This window comes from Gimesia algae, assembly GCF_007746795.1.
Lineage (GTDB): Bacteria > Planctomycetota > Planctomycetia > Planctomycetales > Planctomycetaceae > Gimesia > Gimesia algae.
The window spans coordinates 4,457,682-4,475,413 of sequence record NZ_CP036343.1 but is presented as its reverse complement, the minus strand read 5'-3'; the positions used below and the strand labels follow the sequence as shown (position 1 = coordinate 4,475,413).

The 17,732-nt window shown below is 48.3% G+C and carries 8 protein-coding genes; 4 read left to right on the top strand and 4 right to left on the bottom strand.

Translation table 11 applies throughout. From position 1 onward, the window contains the following. Positions 1-62 precede the first annotated feature (62 nt). On the top strand, positions 63-1,658 hold the full coding sequence (locus Pan161_RS16610; protein WP_145228912.1) for an arylsulfatase: 1,596 nt from the start codon (positions 63-65) through the stop codon (positions 1,656-1,658). Positions 1,659-1,663: 5 nt separating this feature from the next. Here the strand turns inward: Pan161_RS16610 and Pan161_RS16605 are convergent, their stop codons facing one another. Further along, a complete protein-coding gene (locus tag Pan161_RS16605; protein ID WP_145228910.1) occupies positions 1,664-2,449 on the bottom strand; it encodes a polysaccharide deacetylase family protein in 786 nt (261 codons plus the stop codon). Positions 2,450-2,503: 54 nt separating this feature from the next. Further along, positions 2,504-3,265 (bottom strand): hypothetical protein, encoded by a 762-nt coding sequence (locus Pan161_RS16600; RefSeq protein WP_145228908.1) that lies wholly within the window; start codon positions 3,263-3,265, stop codon positions 2,504-2,506. A 221-nt stretch (positions 3,266-3,486) separates the two neighbouring features. Between Pan161_RS16600 and Pan161_RS16595 the strand changes: the two genes are divergently transcribed. The 3 genes from Pan161_RS16595 (at position 3,487) to Pan161_RS16585 (ending at position 9,304) form a co-directional block, all read left to right on the top strand. After that, a complete protein-coding gene (locus tag Pan161_RS16595; protein WP_145228906.1) occupies positions 3,487-4,059 on the top strand; it encodes an ECF-type sigma factor in 573 nt (190 codons plus the stop codon). Positions 4,060-4,248: 189 nt separating this feature from the next. Further along, a complete protein-coding gene (locus Pan161_RS16590; RefSeq protein ID WP_197995359.1) occupies positions 4,249-8,817 on the top strand; it encodes a serine/threonine-protein kinase in 4,569 nt (1,522 codons plus the stop codon). A 73-nt stretch (positions 8,818-8,890) separates the two neighbouring features. Then, positions 8,891-9,304 carry a hypothetical protein gene (locus Pan161_RS16585; RefSeq protein ID WP_145228902.1) on the top strand — a complete coding sequence of 138 codons (414 nt, stop codon included), beginning with the start codon at positions 8,891-8,893 and terminating at the stop codon, positions 9,302-9,304. Positions 9,305-9,344: 40 nt separating this feature from the next. Here Pan161_RS16585 and Pan161_RS16580 read toward each other — a convergent pair whose 3' ends face one another. Continuing rightward, a complete protein-coding gene (locus Pan161_RS16580) occupies positions 9,345-11,153 on the bottom strand; it encodes a Calx-beta domain-containing protein (protein WP_390620752.1) in 1,809 nt (602 codons plus the stop codon). Then, positions 11,150-17,452 carry a Calx-beta domain-containing protein gene (locus tag Pan161_RS16575; RefSeq protein WP_197995358.1) on the bottom strand — a complete coding sequence of 2,101 codons (6,303 nt, stop codon included), beginning with the start codon at positions 17,450-17,452 and terminating at the stop codon, positions 11,150-11,152. Before Pan161_RS16575 ends, Pan161_RS16580 begins: the two co-directional genes overlap by 4 nt. Positions 17,453-17,732: the final 280 nt, after the last annotated feature.

The window sequence follows — 17,732 nt, the reverse complement described above, 5'->3', positions numbered from 1 at the left end:
GACTTATAATGGAAGGTCATTCCCTGTTGTTTTCAATCATCCTCTGGATTTGAAGAGACCTTATGCTTTACCGACGCTCGCTCCCTGCCATGTCAATTTGTCTGATTTACTTTCTTCTATTTATTTCACCCGTTTCGCTGTCCGCTGCGGAGAAGCCGAATATCATTCTCATCATGTGTGATGACATGGGCTTTTCCGATATCGGCTGTTATGGCGGTGAAGTACAAACGCCGCATCTGAACCGACTGGCAGAGGAAGGGATGCGGTTCACGCAGTTTTATAACAATGCAAAATGCACGACGACCCGGGCGTCGATTTTGACCGGCCTGTATCCCCGCTTCGGTAAAGGGGGGCACATGCGTCAGAACATGGTAACACTGGGGGAAGCGATGAAAACGGCTGGATATCATACTGGCCTGAGTGGTAAATGGCATTTGATGAAGACGCAGGGCTATGCCAAGAGCGAAAAGCCGGGGGGCTGGTTGAATCGTTACGACAAGACCACACATCCGTTCTTTCGTGGTTTTGACTCGTATTATGGTGTGCTGGACGGTTGCTGTAATTTCTTCGACCCGACGATTTCCGATCCTCCCTACAAGCGGGCGGGTATTCGCAGCTTCGGTCACGATGACAAGGCGGTTACCGAATTTAAAGAAGGCTATTATACGACCGATGCGTTTACCGATCATACGCTGGGTATGATCAAAGAATACAGCGACAACGAGCAGCCTTTCTTTATCCATCTGTGTTATACAGCACCTCATTATCCGCTACATGCGAAACCGGCTGACATAAAGAAGTATGTGGGTAAGTTCAAAATGGGCTGGGATCAGATGCGAAAGGATCGCTGGAAACGTCTACAGGAAATGGGAATTGCCGGAGAGAACTGGTCTCTTTCGGAAGGTGACAGTCGTGCCTATGACTGGGAGACGGCGAATCAGGAATTTGAAGATCAGCGGATGGCCGTCTATGCAGCGATGATTGACAGTATGGATCAGAATATCGGCCGCATCATGACGACGCTCAAAGAGACGGGGCAGCTCGACAATACGCTGGTACTGTTTCTTTCCGATAATGGGGGCTGCAGTGAAGAACCTGGAGGTCGCAATCCCCAGGAGAGAACTCCCGGGCCGAAAGATGATTACGTCGCCGTCGGCCCTGCCTGGGGCTGGGCTCAGAATTCCCCGTTCCGCAGGTACAAATCGTGGGTGCATGAGGGAGGCATCTCCACACCCCTGATTGCCTGGTGGCCGGGCAAAGTACCAGCGGGATCCATCAACCGTAGCCCGGCTCATATCATTGACTTGATGCCCAGTTTTCTGGAGATGGCAGGAGCAGAATATCCAAAAACATACCAGGGGCATGAGATTCTACCTGTGGAAGGAACCAGCATACTTCCTCTCTTACAAGGGGAAGAAAAAACCTTGCACGATTCGCTGGCCTGGTACTGGTCTGGGAATCGGGCGTTAAGGCAGGGGCCATGGAAACTGGTATGGGACAAAGGAGTCGGGGAGTGGGAGCTGTACGATATCAGTGCCGACCGGTGTGAAACGAAAAATCTGGCAAAGCAGCAGCCGGAACGGGTGCAGCAGATGTCGAAAGACTGGTTTGCCTGGGCGGAGAAAGTGGAGCTGGGTACGAAGGTCAAGCAGAAATAAGTCGCTTATGGCAGGTCATCATAAGTCAGTGTCGGCAGTCCGATCTGTTGCGCGTGTGCCAGGATTTCTTCGAGTGCCCGCGGCTGTAGATGATGTCCTGGTCCCTTGTCGCTGATGTTGTGCGCATAAAACACCACGATTTCGCCGCGCTGTTTGGCGTGGTCCATCGCATCTTTAATTTCAGTGAGACAGTCAGGTCGTTTATCCGTCCCGGCGTAATCAATGCCGGTTCCGATCAGACAGCCTCGACTGGCGATTTGGTCGACGGGAGTAAAGATGGTTTTCAGATCGCGCATCCGCTGGCCAGGAGTGAGGCCTGTTCCTCCCCTTAAGTGACGGAACGTTTTGAGTAGCGCTACATCAATTTCCTCACTGTGGGAACTGCTGGGATAGGCGAAGGCTGTTGGCTTAAAGCCAGCTTCTGTCAGCCGTTTGACGGAAGGATCGATTTCATTCTGCAGATACGCTTTCATGCCTTTCGTACCGACATAGTCGACGGCTTTAATATGATTGACGCTATGACTGCCTATGGCATGGCCGGCGTTCTGCAGCTTTTTCAATCCGGCAATCTGCGCGGGTTTCAGTGTGTAAAAGTGATCGACAAAGAATGTGACATGCGCGTCATACTTTTTGAAGAGAGGGATCTGCTGGACCCACTGGTCGACATACCGGTCGTCGAATGTCAAAACAATGCCGGATTCAAATGATTTTTTGATTGTGGCCGGTTTTTCTGCAGCGGGAGCGACCGGCGTGATCAGAGTCAGGCAGAGCAGGGAGAGGAATGATCGCATCAGCTAACTTTACATAAAAGAGGATTCACAGAAACATGAAGATGTCACTGATTCTTATTTGCCGACAGTCTTTTTCTCAAATAATTCGGGAGAAACTTTAACCAAGCCCAGATCATTTTTACCGGGTTTGATCTGTATTTTGATTCGTCCTCGCTGCCATTCTTCCCGGGCCGCCAGATGTCCTGCACTTTCATGCCAGACACGAAACTCCCATTCCCCGACAGGCAGGTTTTTAATCTGGAACGTGCCGGTTTCATCCGTGATGGAAAAATAAGGATGATTCTGAACGAGCAGGTAACTGCTTTCCCAGGGGTGGATATCGCATTTGATTTGCATGGGAAGGAGTTCTGCATGTTCAAACTGGATGAGTTTCTTACGATTCGGGATTTCATGAAGCGAATCAGGCAGGTGATTTTTAAGGGGAAATAAGTGTGTCAGATGCAGATGCGGGGTTTTATTCAGGACCACCAGTTTCTGGTGCGGCTGCCAGAGACCGGCAGCATGCGGTTCGATGTGGTCTCCCTGATGTTGAATCACAACCTGATCCGGCAGCTTCTGATAGTCCGGATGAATCAGTTCCTGTTTGAATCTTCGGTCCTTGATAAACACAAAGATATTCTTGATGCCCCCCTGTGGTCCGATGATCAATGACTGGTCCTCAGGGATTCTGGGATCCGTTTGTTTGACAGGAGTGCCTGTATAGACGAACTTTCCCGACAATGTCCCCCACTCGGCTGCTGCCACGGACTGCCCCCCAAACATGACCAGCCCACTGATCAGCAGGCACCAGGCAAAACACTGTTGAGGACGGTACAAGGTTCTGAACTTTCTCTGATTGAAGGTCGCTATTGAGTTTGAAAATCAAAATTCAGAAGATGACCGAAGACAGTCATCCAACGCATCAGCTCTCATGTTAACTGATCACAGGCCTGGTGGGAAATGTAATTCTGATTTGCATGGGCTGTCCCACAGGTTACACTGGCCAGTAACATTTTGTTTTACCCGTCTCTAACTTTTAAATTACTCGAGTTCAACGCATGCAGGATGTAACCCAAATCTTACAGGCTCTGGAAGCAGGCGATGTCGCGGCGACGGATCAGCTGCTGCCAATCGTGTATGCGGAACTGCAGCGACTGGCGCGGCATAAGCTTTCAAACGAACCGCCGGGACAGACACTGACGGCGACGGCACTGGTTCATGAAGCTTATTTGAGACTGGTTGGGGATGTAAGCGAACAGCGATGGGATCATCGGGGACATTTTTTCTCAGCTGCTGCGGAATCTATGAGGCGGATCCTGATTGAAAACGCCCGCAGAAAAAAACGGTTGAAACATGGCGGCGAGCATGCGCGGGTCGATCTGCCCGAGATTGCAGCACCGGCGCTGGAACGTCCTGACGACCTGCTGGCGCTGGATGAGGCGTTGACTCAGTTTGCGAAAGAGAGTCCGGAAAAAGCAGAACTGGTGAAGCTGCGCTACTTTGCTGGCTTAAGTGAGCAGGAAGCGGCCGAGGTACTGGGGATTTCACGCGCGACTGCAGCGCGATACTGGGCTTATTCGCGTGCGTGGCTGTTTTCTCAAATAAAGTCTGACACTGATCAAACGATTTGATAGTATGTGTTTACGGCGAATTCTACCTGCCCGCCAATAAATCATTTCTGATAGAAACACTTTTTATTTCTGATTTAGTGAGGCGCGCCAGATCTGAAAATCGCATGATTCAATAGAGGGGGAACAAGGAATGTTCCGTAATCAATTCTGAGCCTGATGGGGTCCTCCATCCTGACGAAAAATGAAATCATGTCCGATCCTGCATCCGAAAATCCGGAATTTGAACCGACGCGTGAGAATGTAAATCCACAATCAGTCGAAGGTTTATTTCTGGTCGCGTTAGAAAAAAAGACACCAGCAGAGCGGGCCGCTTTTCTGGAAGAGATGTGCGGCGACAATCGGGAACAACGTCGTCGCGTCGAAGCGCTGCTGCTGGCTTATGATGATGCCGGTAGTTTCCTGGAAAAGTCGCCCGTCGATTCAGGAGAAGTGCAACCTTTTAGTCTGGAATTTCTGACGCCCTCAGCTGACCCGAATCTGCTGGGGACACTCGGTGAATACCAGATCTACAATATTATCGGACAGGGGGGCATGGGAATTGTCTTTCGTGCCCTGGATCCCAAATTGAATCGCATTGTGGCTATTAAAGTCATGTCACCTTTACTGGCGGTGAATCCAAATGCGAAGAAACGGTTTATCAGGGAAGCACAAGCAGCCGCTGCGGTGAGCCATCCCCATATTGTGACGATTCATGCCGTTGATGAAGACAAACTGCCTTACCTCGTAATGGAGTATGTCGTCGGCCAGTCACTGCAGGAGAAGCTCGATAAGGTGGGGTCGCTCAAAGTAACAGAGATCCTGCGGATTGGCAGTCAGATCGCAGAGGGGCTGGCGGCTGCTCACAAACAGGGGTTGATTCATCGCGATATCAAACCAGCCAATATTCTTCTGGAAAACGGTGTCGAGCGGGTCAAAATTACCGATTTCGGACTGGCCCGGGCCGTCGATGATGTCACAATCACGAAGACCGGAGAAGTCTCAGGCACTCCCCAATATATGTCTCCCGAGCAGGCGACAGGGGATCGGATTGACCAGCGGAGTGATTTATTCAGCCTGGGGGCTGTGCTGTATGCAATGTGTACGGGACGTTCGCCATTTCGTGCCAGTAACCTGGCTGCGGTGGTTCGTCGTGTGTGTGATGATACTCCGCGCCCGATTGCAGATGTCAACGAAGATATTCCGCCCTGGTTGAGCGAAATTATCAACTGTCTGCTCGAAAAACGCCCCGAAGATCGTTTACAGACTGCGAGTGAAGTTGCCGAATTGCTGGGGGCACATCTGGCTCTTGTGCAGCAGCCAGGTGCAGTACCACGGATTGAGAGAAAACCGCCGCAACCACAGCCACAGGAAACAATGGCACCCGACACAGGAACCGTTTCTGTGGATCATCCACAGGGAGAAAATCCATTCACAATGGAGACTGATCCGCGGGTATTTATGCCAGTCGGATACGCCATATTATTTCTGGCGGGGATGATTTTGTTTTCGGAAGCGCATGCTGCATATTCATTTCTGATGACTGCAGCAAGTAGTATCTTCCTGGGGATTTTGATTGCTTTGATTGTTTATGAAGCAGAACACCGTCAGGCTGAACCTTTTTTGTCATTGCGTATGTCTGATGCCCTTTTCATGCCCGCTGCAGCAGCTGGCGGAACGTGGGTGATGCAGATGCTGTTTTATCTGGGGATGATTCCCGATTTTCCGAGAGTTCTGCTCTATATTCTGTTTGCGATTGGGTTCACAATTTATTTTGTGGGGGGATTGCGTAAACGTTATCCTCAGTGGGGGCAGTCACAGCAACAATCAGTAGAGCCTGTCGAAGTGCAGGATAAACAAACAGAGTCGGTCAGGACTGCGACCTCTGTGGTGTTGGAAAGAGGGCAAACACCGGCAAATTACATCATTGCCATTGTGATGGGCCTGGTATTAGGAACGATCATCGGATTGAAGATGATCAGTCCCAGCACTCCCGAATCGAGTATGACTTTTGAGACCATGAATAAAATTATGAAATTCACGGTCATGCTCATAGTTATTTTGTCTATAGCCTCAATAGTCTATTGGAATCGAGCAGATAAAAAACCGCTCCCTTTCTTAACATGGTTTCTGTCAATACTGGCGATGTTTATGACGTTGGCGTTGTCATTTATCACTACCGCAGTCATCCGTTCTGCCCCCCCCGGATCAGAATTTCAATCGGTGCATGCATCGATCCTGGCGGCTTCGGTGTTGGGCGTGCTGGCTGTTGCCGGGTTCGCTATCTGGGGACAGTGGCAGCATATTTCAAAACAGGGAGCTGAATATGTCGCGGCAGTGAAACAGAAAGATGCTCGTACTCTGACGGGGACCGGAATTGTGATCTGGGTGATGATGGTTTTGTTTTACTGGATGTTTACGACAGGAGTCTACCAGCCTGCGTTCCTGGTTCAGGGAGAAAGGTATTTTGTGCCGGTCTTGATTTTCTCCCTGGTGGGGGGAGTGTTTGTGACAGCAGGGTATCTGATGGAACGCAGTCGGGCATTGGGAACTGCATCGCGCAATGATCAATTGCAGGGGACGTCCGCCTATTCTGTGACGAAATCGGTTCCCACGGAAGCACCCCGGGGAAGCTGGAATCACTGGGCCGCTGTCTGGGTAGGGGGCATTATGATGCTCCTGCCGTTGTTCATCTGGATCTCTGGAATGTCAGCCGGAATGCATATGCAGTCCAAAATCATGGAAACGGCATTACTTTCTCTGCTGATCTTTGGCCCGGTAGGAATGTTGGTACTGCTATATGGGGCGCAGAAAATTGTGAAACCGGGATCAAAATCACAGAAGATTCTGGATGGCCTGTTTTTGCTGGCTTGTTTATGTTTGGGGCCGATTGGCATTTTATTGTACATTGCGCATTACTTAAAACGACGTGATACTCCGGTGGCAGGTAACCTTGAGCAACCACCTGTCACCTCCGGCGATGCCCCGTTTGTTCGCGAGCATCGTCGCTCCAATAAGCGGGTCATCCTGGGGGGCATGTTTGTCCTCTCCATGCTGTTGGTTTCGATGATTTACGTACATATCTGGATTCATCTGCAAGAATTTGAGAAAATCTGGATCAGTACCTGGGGATTGAGGCTGGCTGTATTCAGCGGAATGTTTGTCGCCGCGTATTTCATTAAACGGAATGCAGCTTCTGTTGCGAAAAATAATCCCTGGAATATCATGGGCTGGGTGACCGCGTTGCTGGCGGCCATGTTTGCACTCACGTGGTTGATGGGGCAAATTGGTCCAGCAGAGTATGTCAATAGAGAGCAAAAGGTTTTTGAAATTGATGACCAGGAACCAGTGACGCTCATTTCACCAGAAACCGGTGAGAAGAGGGAGGTTTATTCTCCGCGTATTTTAGTTCAGAAGAATAAGCTGAATAAACAGGAATCTGCAACAGGTAAGGATCAGCTTGGGGCGATCTTACTCAGTGGGCAAGAGCCCGGTCTGCGGGCCGGCGTTTTCCCGGTTGATCCGATGCAGGTGGGCCCGGAAGATGGTGTCTTCGGTTTTGCCGATCGATTCTTTACTCTGGAGCCACAGCTGGTGGAACTACCCGCTGGGAAGTATCTCATCCGCGTTTCCAGTAAAAACGCCGGTTGGGAAGTTGAGGGAGGAAATCCAAAATATGATCTGGCTGAGGTCGAAGTGAAGCCGGGGGCGATCGTGGTTCCCGTCACGCTTAAACGGGACTATGCAAAACTGGCTGAGAATCCCCCGGACTGGTCCACAGGAGGGCTGTTCAAGTTTCGCTGGCCTGACTGGAAAATGGGGGGGGCTCAGATATTTACACTTACCGCGCCTCAGGCAAAGGTCGTGCAGGAACTGCTCAAGGCCTATGCCACCAATCAACCGGAAGTCTCTGAGAAGGTCCTCCTGCCAGTGGTCCCGGCAGGCGAGGAGGCAGAGTCTTTGCAATCACTGAAAGACGTGTTTAATGACGGACAGCATCCCGCCTGGGATCTACTGATCGTCCCTGGGAAAGAAACAGGTGCCTGGCGACTGGCGGAGCCTCAAATTAATAGGCCATCGACAGGGAATCCGTTTGGAAATGTCAGTAATCAGCCTGCAAAAAAGAGAGCAGCAGGGGGGGCACTCATTCTATCGAAAGAGACTGGCTTGCAGGTAGAGGTCAATCTAGTGGATGCTCCACAGAATCCGGTAGAGAAACCCTGGATGATGAAAAAGTCTATGGCGGGCAAATCTATTTTCGAAATGACTCCCGGCAACTACATGCTGAAAGTCGTCAGTAATACTGCTGGTTGGGTAATCGAAGGACAACCAGTTCAATATGTTGATTCGCAGGTCACGGTGAAGTCTGGTGAAATTGTCAGGAAAACGATTCGTCATGATTTCCGGAAACTCGCGGAGCAGCATCCCGACTGGTCCAAGGGAGATAGTTTTAGGTTCCGCTGGCCTGGGCCCAGGAAAGAGACAGGGATGGGGATGGGGATACATTTGCCTTATACCCTCTCCACGTCTCAGGCGAAGGTCGTGCAACAGTTACTGGCTGCGTTTGCTGCTGGAAAACCGGATGTGGCAGAGTCGGAATTGCTCAAGACAGCGAATTTCCATTTTGAACTCGTACCGTACGCCTCACTAAAAGAAATATTCAGCACAGTTCAGTATCCAACCTGGGATACATTGATTGTTCCCGGGAAATCAGAGGGTACCTGGCGATTAAATGAGCCAATTCTTACCGAAATAAATCGAAAAAATCAGGCCCGTTTCTAAATGACCAGGGTGAGTATACGAAAATGCATTTACTGAACCAGCATGAATTCATTCTGCACATGGAGAAAGTAATATGAGAGAAATGATCACCACCATATCTTCTCTGATTATTATTGCGTGCTGCTTCTGTAGTTTTCTAGCGTCTGAAGAACCGGATGCGGGTCAAAACATCTCGGGACAGATATCTGACTTAAAAGTGAACAGCCCACAGAATGAAAAACCTTTTTCCAGTTCAAAACTCTTTAAAAAAGTACAGGCAGTCGAGTTGAAAGATGGCGTACTGGTGTTCGTTACTATTCAGGAAGAAGGGGGATTAAGAGAACATTATTTTCAGGTCCGAAACAAGAATGTGATCCTCTGTAATCGGGGGGACGTTAATATGCCTCTCAATTCCATCAAGTTTGAAGATGATGGTTCAAATACCATCATAATAACCATTCCGCCAAGGTATGAAGTGGATTTGATGGAAGCCATGACTTCGATGTAATAAGCTCTTCATTCAGCTGATAAGATTCTCTGATTAAAGCTCAAAACGGAAGCAGGTTGTTTCCATCCTGTATGGTAGAAAAGTAGGGGTCGATGGTTTCAGGGTCAATCGCATCTTCATATTCATAATTCAATTCCCACTCTGGGAGTTTACGAATTCCAGGGGCGAGGGTTTCCTGCATCAGTCCGGTTTCTGAATGTTCGTAATCCAGCAGGTGACCGAGTTCATGCTGAATGACGGTCCAGAGATCGATGCCATCAGCAGCGTCGCTGTCAGGCAGGGCGATCAGAGTCAGTTCACTGGACCAGTAATATTCGCTGTAGTCGGCAGGTGTCGAATCGACAAACCAGCCATAACCGGCGGCGTTAACGTCAATATAAATGGTACTGCCAGCTGCACGACCCAGTATATCACCACCCAGATCGAGGACCTGAATATCGATGTGTTTCAGAGTTTCCTGCTGTTCACTGGAGAGTGCGGGGCTTGTCAGTGAGACGGCACTGTCAAATGTGGAAACGACGTTGGGCTGCGAAACTGAATCTGCAGTCACTGGTGCTGTAATTAAAGTGTTGGCGAGCAGTAAATGATTCCATGCATCCGGATAGTTTTGTGAATAGTTGACCGGAGACGGGGCTGGTTTACTTTTGCCGTAATTCCCAATGAGTGCGATTAAGTCCCGGTAGTTGATACGATCATCCTGGTTGAAATCAGCGAACCAGGCTTCATCGGAATCAGACTGGCTGGGTACCGTGTTGAACAAACCAACAAAGCGGATCAGATCGCGATAATTGATTACATCATCGTCATTCAGATCGAAGGGATTGGCGTAGATAGAAGCTCCTGGGGATAATCCTGCATTGACTGTCACTGGAGTATTACCAGTTAAGCTGACTTGAGCGTTTGAGAGTTCAAAGTTCAGATCATAGGGGCCAATTATTTGCGACTCAGTATCGAGAAAAACCTGATCTTCAGATCCAGGTGCGAAACGAATGCGCGCGAACAACAGCGGTCTGTCTGTTCCCAGATCAGCAGACGTGCTTTCTGCTGTGATTCCTGTGACAGTTCCGTTCGGGTCATTGATGATGCCAGCCTGGTTCTGTGTAAAACCAGCTCCAAGTTCAATTTCTGCAGCGGAGGTAAATTCAGAGTTGTAACTTAAATCGACCTGAGCAGAAAATATGCCCTGCTCGATACGGCTGGTGAGCTCGACCCAGATTTCAACCCAATACATAGACCATTCACTGATGATACTTTGATTGACAGGAATTGAGTCTGCTTCACCGGTCAAACTGGTGCTGGTCGGTTGGTTCACTACTCTGAAGTGAATGTCCGCAGCTCCGATTTCCTTGTCTTGAATTGTGACAACTGCCTGATCGTCTGAAAGAGTGACATTGCGATCCAGGTCCTGAACATTAGATAAATCGACCTGAAATGTTTCATTGACTTCAAAATAATCAGAATCAACGATTGAAACTGTGATCGTCTGCGACAGGATACCGGGATTGAAAATCAGAGTACCCGAAGCGGAGTGGTAGTCGGCGGGGTTATTTGCGGTCTGATCAGACGTAGAATAATCTACACTGATGGGGGCATCGACTGGGGCGTTCAATGATACAGTGATAACTGCAGTTCCCGCATTTTCATTTACGGAAATGTCTTCCACAGAGATCTGGGCCTGATCTTCATCCCTGATCGTAACGACCGCCTGATCATCTGCCAGAAGAATGTCAGCCTGGTTGGCTTGAATGTTATACAGATTGATCAGAAACGTTTCGTCTAATTCAACAAGTTCGGTATTCACCAGTGAGACGGCAATCGTTTTGCTCTGCTCTCCGGAATCAAATGTCAGAGTTCCTGAAGCCGAGATAAAGTCGAGCGTGCCAAGTGCAGATAGTTCGGCTGTTGAATTGAATAGTCAACAGAGATTTCAGTTTCGACAGCCTTGTCCAGTGTCACTGTGATGAATGCCGTTCCTGCGTCTTCATCCACCGCAATATCGCCGATCGACATACTGGCCGAGTCATTATCCTGAATCGTGATGTGTGCCTGTGCGGTGAGGAAATCAACGTCATAACCATTGGCCTGGAGTTTAGTCAGATTGAATAAAAATGATTCGTTGCCTTCTACGAGCTTGTCGTTGAGAATGGGAATAGAAATGAATTTAGTCTGTTGTCCAGCAAAGAAGGTCAGGGTGCCATAAATTTCGAAATAGTCTGACGCGTTCGAAGCAGAATCATCGGCAGTGGTATAGTCGAGTGTAACAGTGGACGACACCGGATGATCCAGGGTTACCTGAATGAGAACTGACCCTGCATCCTCATTCACTGTCAGGCTATCGGCTGAAACCTTCGCCTGATCATCATTCTCGATCATAACAACAGATTGTCCGTCCGCTAGGATTACGTCGGGACTGGCCGTTTGTAAATTGGAGAGATTGATCAGCAGAGTCTCTGTCATTTCCGTGTATTCATCGTCATTGATGACGATGGGGATGGACTTGGTGAGTTCACCAGGGGCAAATGTCAAAGTACCTGACAGTTGTTCGAAATCAACAGACGATGTGGCTGATTGACCGATGGTGCTGAAATTGATGGAAACCGGAGTCTGCAGCGGCTTGTCCAGGGAGACAGTCACATACGCAGTGCCGGTATCTTCCTGGACTGTGAGATCACTGATTCGCAGATTGGACTGATCATCATCAAGAATCGTGATGACGCCGTGGATATCTGCAAAACTGACATCTGCAGTACCGGCCTGAAGATTCGACAGATTGACCAGAAAACTTTCATCTGTTTCCACGAGATCAGAATCGACAATCGAGATCGTAACTGTCTTTTCAACTTCAAATGGTGCAAATGTCAGGGTTCCTGACTGGCTGGTATAATCATCCGGACTGGTAGCGGAGGCATCTGCCGTTTGAAAATCGAGACTGACTGATTCCGCAACCGGATGGTCTAGTGAAACTGTCAGAGTCGCAGTACCTGCTGTTTCGTCGACTGTAATATCGTTAATAGTCACCCGTGCCTGGTCATCATCGATGATGGTGACTTCAGACTGAGTATCTGTGAGAACTACATTGAAGGCTTTGCTCTGTACGTTCAGCAGATTGATCAGAAACTTTTCGTCAGCTTCAATAAGATCAGAATCGACCAGGCTGATACTGATAGTTTTTGACTGTTCCCCCGTATCAAAAGTCAAAGTCCCTGACTGGAACAAGTAATCTTCCGTTGAAACAGCAGACTGGTCGGCAGTGGTATAACTCAGGCTGATGGGAGCGTCGAGTGGTTGATCAAGAGATACGGTGACTTCAGCTGTTCCTGCAGCTTCATTGACAGTGAGATCGCTGATGGAAATATGAGCCTGGTCGTCATCGAGTATTGTGACACTTGCCCCGAAACCATCAAGGCTGATACTGCGTCTGTCGAAGAAAAAAGATGTGCGAAAGTTACTCACCTTGAAGAAAAAATATTCATCGGTTTCGATTGAATCGGAGTCCACGATGGGTACATCAAGCGTAACGGTTTGTTCTCCTGAATGGAATAAGATGTTTCCACTTCGACCATGGAAATCAGAAGAAACCTGGGCACTCCTTGACTCTGTCTGGAAGTTAACGGAAAGGGATACATCTACCGGGTTGTCCAGTGAAAACACAAGAGTTGCGACACCATCGCCTTCATTGACCGTGACATGGTCGACTGTCAGGGTCGCGTGATCATTATCGTTTAGGTAGATTTCGGCCTGATCATTATCGAAAATATATCTGCCGGTGCTTGCCTGGATATTGGATAAGTCGACACGAATGATTTCAACATTTCTCTCTACCAGATTATCATCAACAATTGGGATTGAAATCGTTTTATACTGGTCACCAGGGTTAAAGGTCAGAGTACCAGACTGGTTTAGATAGTCGTCTGGAGCAATCGCCCACGTGGTACCTTCTGTGGTGAAGTCAACGCTGACCGTGGTTTCGGCAGATTGGCTTAATGAGACAGTTATATTTGCCATACCCACGGATTCATCGACACTGAGGTCGGCTATGGAGAACCTGCCGTTATAGTCATCATTGAGGATCGTTACCTCCGACTGGTTATCCGACAGAGTTACATTACGGTTTCCGGAAACAACCAGGTTACTCAAGTTGATCAGAAACGATTTGTCGTCATCAATTAATGAATTATCGATAATGGGTACATAAACCGCCTGCTGTTTCTGATTAAGATTGAAATTGAGAGTGCCCGATGTCGCCTGGTAATTATCAGGGCTGACTGCGGTCAAATCAGCTGTGGTATAGTCGACACTGAAAACCGTGTCCATGTAGTAGTCAAGGTAGACAATCACGACAGCGGTCGAAGTCGATTCATCAACTGAAACATCTTGAATGTACATGTGAGCCTGGTCAGTCTCTTTGATTGTGACGACACCCTGACTGTCTGCCAGTTGGACGTCGGCACTATTTTGCTGATTGTTCAGGTCAAGAGTGACCAGGAAGGTTTCATCTGCTTCGACCAGGTTATCATTAATGAGGCTGACTGTGATTTGTTTGGAGGTTTCGCCTGGAGCAAACGTGAGCGTATCTGACGTCGAACGAAAATCAACAGACGAGGTTGCAGTCTGACCGGAAGTAGAGTAGCCAATATTGATTTCAGTTTCTGCAGGCTGATCCAAAGTGATTGTGACCAGGACGTAACTAACCCCTTCATTAATAACAACATCATGTATTGAGATGCCGGCCTGGTCATTATCGGTGATGGAAATCTGTCCCTGACTTTTTGTCAATGAGACGTCGCCCCCGGTTGACTGAGGGTTGCTCAGGTTGATCAGAAACGTTTCCAGGTCTTCAGCAGTTTGGTCATCGTTGATTGGTACTGTTATGGTGCCCGTCAGCGCGCCAGAGGCAATCGTCAGCGTGCCCGATGTCTCCTGATAATCATTGTCGGCTGTCGCTGACTGGTTGAGGGTGGAATATTCAACGGTTAAAAGTGCCGGGAGGGCGCGATCTAGAGTCACGGTCAGTGTCGCTGTTCCATCCGCTTCGTTTACGGTCTGGTCATCAATCGTGAGGTAATATTGATCATTGTCAAGGATGGTGATGACGCTTTTGCTTTTTTGGATTGAGCTGTCAGGAATACTCGTTTGCAGGTTACTCAGGTTGACGAAAAATTGTTCCTGTTCTTCCGCTTGATAGTCATCGGTGATCGGGACAATGATTGTTTTTGTGACTTCGCCCGGAGCAAAAGTAAGTGTTCCGGAAATGAGAGAATAATCTTCGGTTTGAACTGCGGTGTCCTCAGCAGTGGAGTAATCAATCTGAATCGGGGTTGAAGCCGAATTGCTGAGAGAGACTGTGAGAGTTACCGAACCTGCATCTTCATTAATTGTCGCATCGTCTATCGAGATGTCAGGTTGATCAACATCAATAATCGTCACTTGAGCCTGATTGTCTAAAAAGTTGGCGGGTGGAATGTCATAATTATATACGCTGAATCCGGTCAGGTTCACAAAAAAGGATTCATCTGACTCCCACTCTCCATCATTAATGATGGGAATAATAATTGGACCACTGGTTTGAGAACCAGCGAAGCGGACATAGCTTGTAAACGATGAGTAGTCGACCTCTTCTGTTGCGGTATCCTGTTGAGTTGTATAATCAACCAGTAATGCAATATTCACCGGTTCCGAAGCGTGAAGATATAAAGTGGCATATTGCTGATTTTCATATACGACAATGTCATCGATCCAGATGTCTATGATGTCGTCGTTGACAATTGTAACAACGGATTTGCGGTTCCGACCTATTTTGTAGTTATCGTCGTGTGGTGCTGCCAGTAGTACCCAGAAATCTTCGCTGTCTTCCAGCTTCGTATCTTCGACAATGTCGACAGAAAAGGTCTGTGTTAACTGACCGGCAGGGATCGTCACATACAGAAGAGTCGCGTCAAAATCAGAGAATGGGTAGGCGGAACCTCCTTCGAATTTCATATAAACAGTAACATCCTCTACGAAGACTTCATCCAATTCCAGAGTCAGCCAGACCTTGCCATCTCCTTCGTCTACCGAGATTTCGGCTTCGACTAATTCCACGATCGCCCTATCATCTGCTAAGATATTGGCTTCGCCCTGTGAGTCGAATAGTTGAGTACCATTCGTGGGATTGAAGAGTTGAAGATAAAAATTTTCATCCCCTTCGTAGGTGCCATCGCCGTTAACTACAATCGCGACTGTCTGAAATTGAGAAATCACATCAGGGTCAGCTTCAAAGGTCAATGTTCCCGACTGCGCTGCATAATCATTGTTCGCAACAGTCGCTGTACCGTCAATTGTGGCGAAACTGATAGTCGAAGCGAAGTTCAGATCACCCGCTTCGCTGGCTTTGCGTTCGATGGTAAATTCGAACAGAGTCTGACCGCTGTCCCCTTCGTATTCGGTGACATCATAGATTTCATATCTGGGGATGAATGGTCCCAATACGTGAATCAGCCCGGATTCGAGAGCACTTGCATCAACATCAGGCTCTCCGACGATGATCTGTGAGTCTGCCAACGCGACTCCCGTGCCAAAGCCTGTCGTGTTAGTGCTGCTTTCACCGTAATAGTCCTCTGTACGGATCCATTGGTCTCTAATCCATTGATATTCAGTCACGATCCCTGAGGAGTTGGTAGTGCCGTTTGTTTTGATAGAACCAACGACCAGTGTGTTATCACTCAAATCAATTGAGTTGATCCGAATCGAAGAGATTGATGAAGCAGGATTGACTCTATGCTGATATTCCCAGTTTCCTTCGGTAAGTTCAAACAGATAGACATAACTGTTATCTGCTGCGATGACAGCCAGATGGTTCCCCGAGACAGTTAGATCCGAGCCGGCATAGTCATAACTATAGGTAAAGGTCAATGTGAGTTGTTGCTGTGTTTCCCAGGTTCCCGCGTTGGTGTGATATGTAAAGACGCTTCCCACACCAGCGCCAGCATCATCAACTTTGGCTCTCCTGGCAGCAACAAATACTTCTCCATTTTCAATGGCAACGGATGTGCCGAGCCTGTTCTCATAGCTGTAAAATTCGGTTTCTGTCAGGATTTGATCTTCAGACCAGGTACTGCCTGAGCGGGTAAAAATGTAGGCAGCACCCGAATTGTTATAAGAAGGCACGTTATGCAAAGGAGCCCCGATTACGATGAGGTCATTCTCGATGGCCACATCTGTACCAAAAGAATCATCTGCCTCCGCGTTGGAGGCGATGAGTTTTGTTTCCAGTTGCCACGTTCCACCAGCCAGACGGAAAACATACGCAGCACCCTCATCAGACTGATTCAGGTCAGCACCGTAAGCGCCAATCACGATGGTCTCACCTGATATGGCGATACTGCTGCCAAAATGGTCGTCTGCAGCACCGTCAAAAGCAGTTAAGGTGGAATAGTAAGACCATGTGTCATCGGTTTCATCAGCAGTCCCCTGGCGGTTACGTTCATAGAGAAAGACCGCTCCTGCATCACTGGCAACCAGGTCACTGTCCGGTGCTCCCACTACCATATAGTCACCATCGACTTCGATAATTTGCCCGAAGTGATCTCCATCGCTTACAGGAGCTGGCGGGGAGAGTAATTGTGTTTCTTCAAAACGACGATACTCATCGTCGTAAATGGTGAGAGTCACAGATTCATTTTCAATAGTGACGCCGGACATTTGAGTCGAAAGCAGGATCTGAAAACTTTCATCACCTTCTTTCCTGTAATCACCCTGGACTTTTACTTGAAACGTTTTTTCTTGCCTTGTCGCGGTGCTGGAAGCTGCGAATTCAAACGATCCGCTTGCAGCCAGGTAATCATTATCAGCACTGGTAGCTGATCCATCCTGAGTGGTGAAGTCAATCGTCACACTTTCATTCAGGTCACCCGCATTGACTCCGGTTCTCGTGACTGTAAATACAAGAGTTTGTAAACCAGTGTCTCCTTCCACACTGCCACGATCCGCAACGCTGATGATTGACGTCAATAGCGTGCGGTCCTCAAGTTCTTCGACAGTGACAGGTCGTATACGATTGTTCTGAATCGCATGGTTGCCACACCGGGAACGAGCACGGCGTTTAGATTGGGGACGGCGGAGAGGTCGGAGGCAGAGTGAAATCGACCTTAGCCAGTAGGTCAACAGCATGAGCGTCTGGATCTTTCTAATGTATTTAGAATTCAGGTATCTCGGAAATAAAGCTGCTGAAACCATAGAGCATGATGGTAATGCGAGACAGTGAGGAAGTATTTCACGCCACGGGATAAAACATGTATACAAAAGTATCTTAAGTGTCTTGTGTCTATGTTCATCAGCATACAAAACGTGTCAGCTCAATGCCAGATTATTTATCTTCATTAATCTGTAAAATGAGATGTTTTATGTATGGTGCGAATGGAGAGGCGAAAAAATATGTTGCACTCAATTG

Excerpts from the sequence above, each read along its gene's own strand:
- Pan161_RS16590 (WP_197995359.1), top strand. The coding sequence starts at position 4,249 with ATGTCCGATCCTGCATCCGAAAATCCGGAATTTGAACCGACGCGTGAG.
- Pan161_RS16575 (WP_197995358.1), bottom strand. The coding sequence starts at position 17,452 with ATGCTGTTGACCTACTGGCTAAGGTCGATTTCACTCTGCCTCCGACCT.
- Pan161_RS16595 (WP_145228906.1), top strand. The coding sequence starts at position 3,487 with ATGCAGGATGTAACCCAAATCTTACAGGCTCTGGAAGCAGGCGATGTC.
- Pan161_RS16610 (WP_145228912.1), top strand. The coding sequence starts at position 63 with ATGCTTTACCGACGCTCGCTCCCTGCCATGTCAATTTGTCTGATTTAC.
- Pan161_RS16605 (WP_145228910.1), bottom strand. The coding sequence starts at position 2,449 with ATGCGATCATTCCTCTCCCTGCTCTGCCTGACTCTGATCACGCCGGTC.
- Pan161_RS16585 (WP_145228902.1), top strand. The coding sequence starts at position 8,891 with ATGAGAGAAATGATCACCACCATATCTTCTCTGATTATTATTGCGTGC.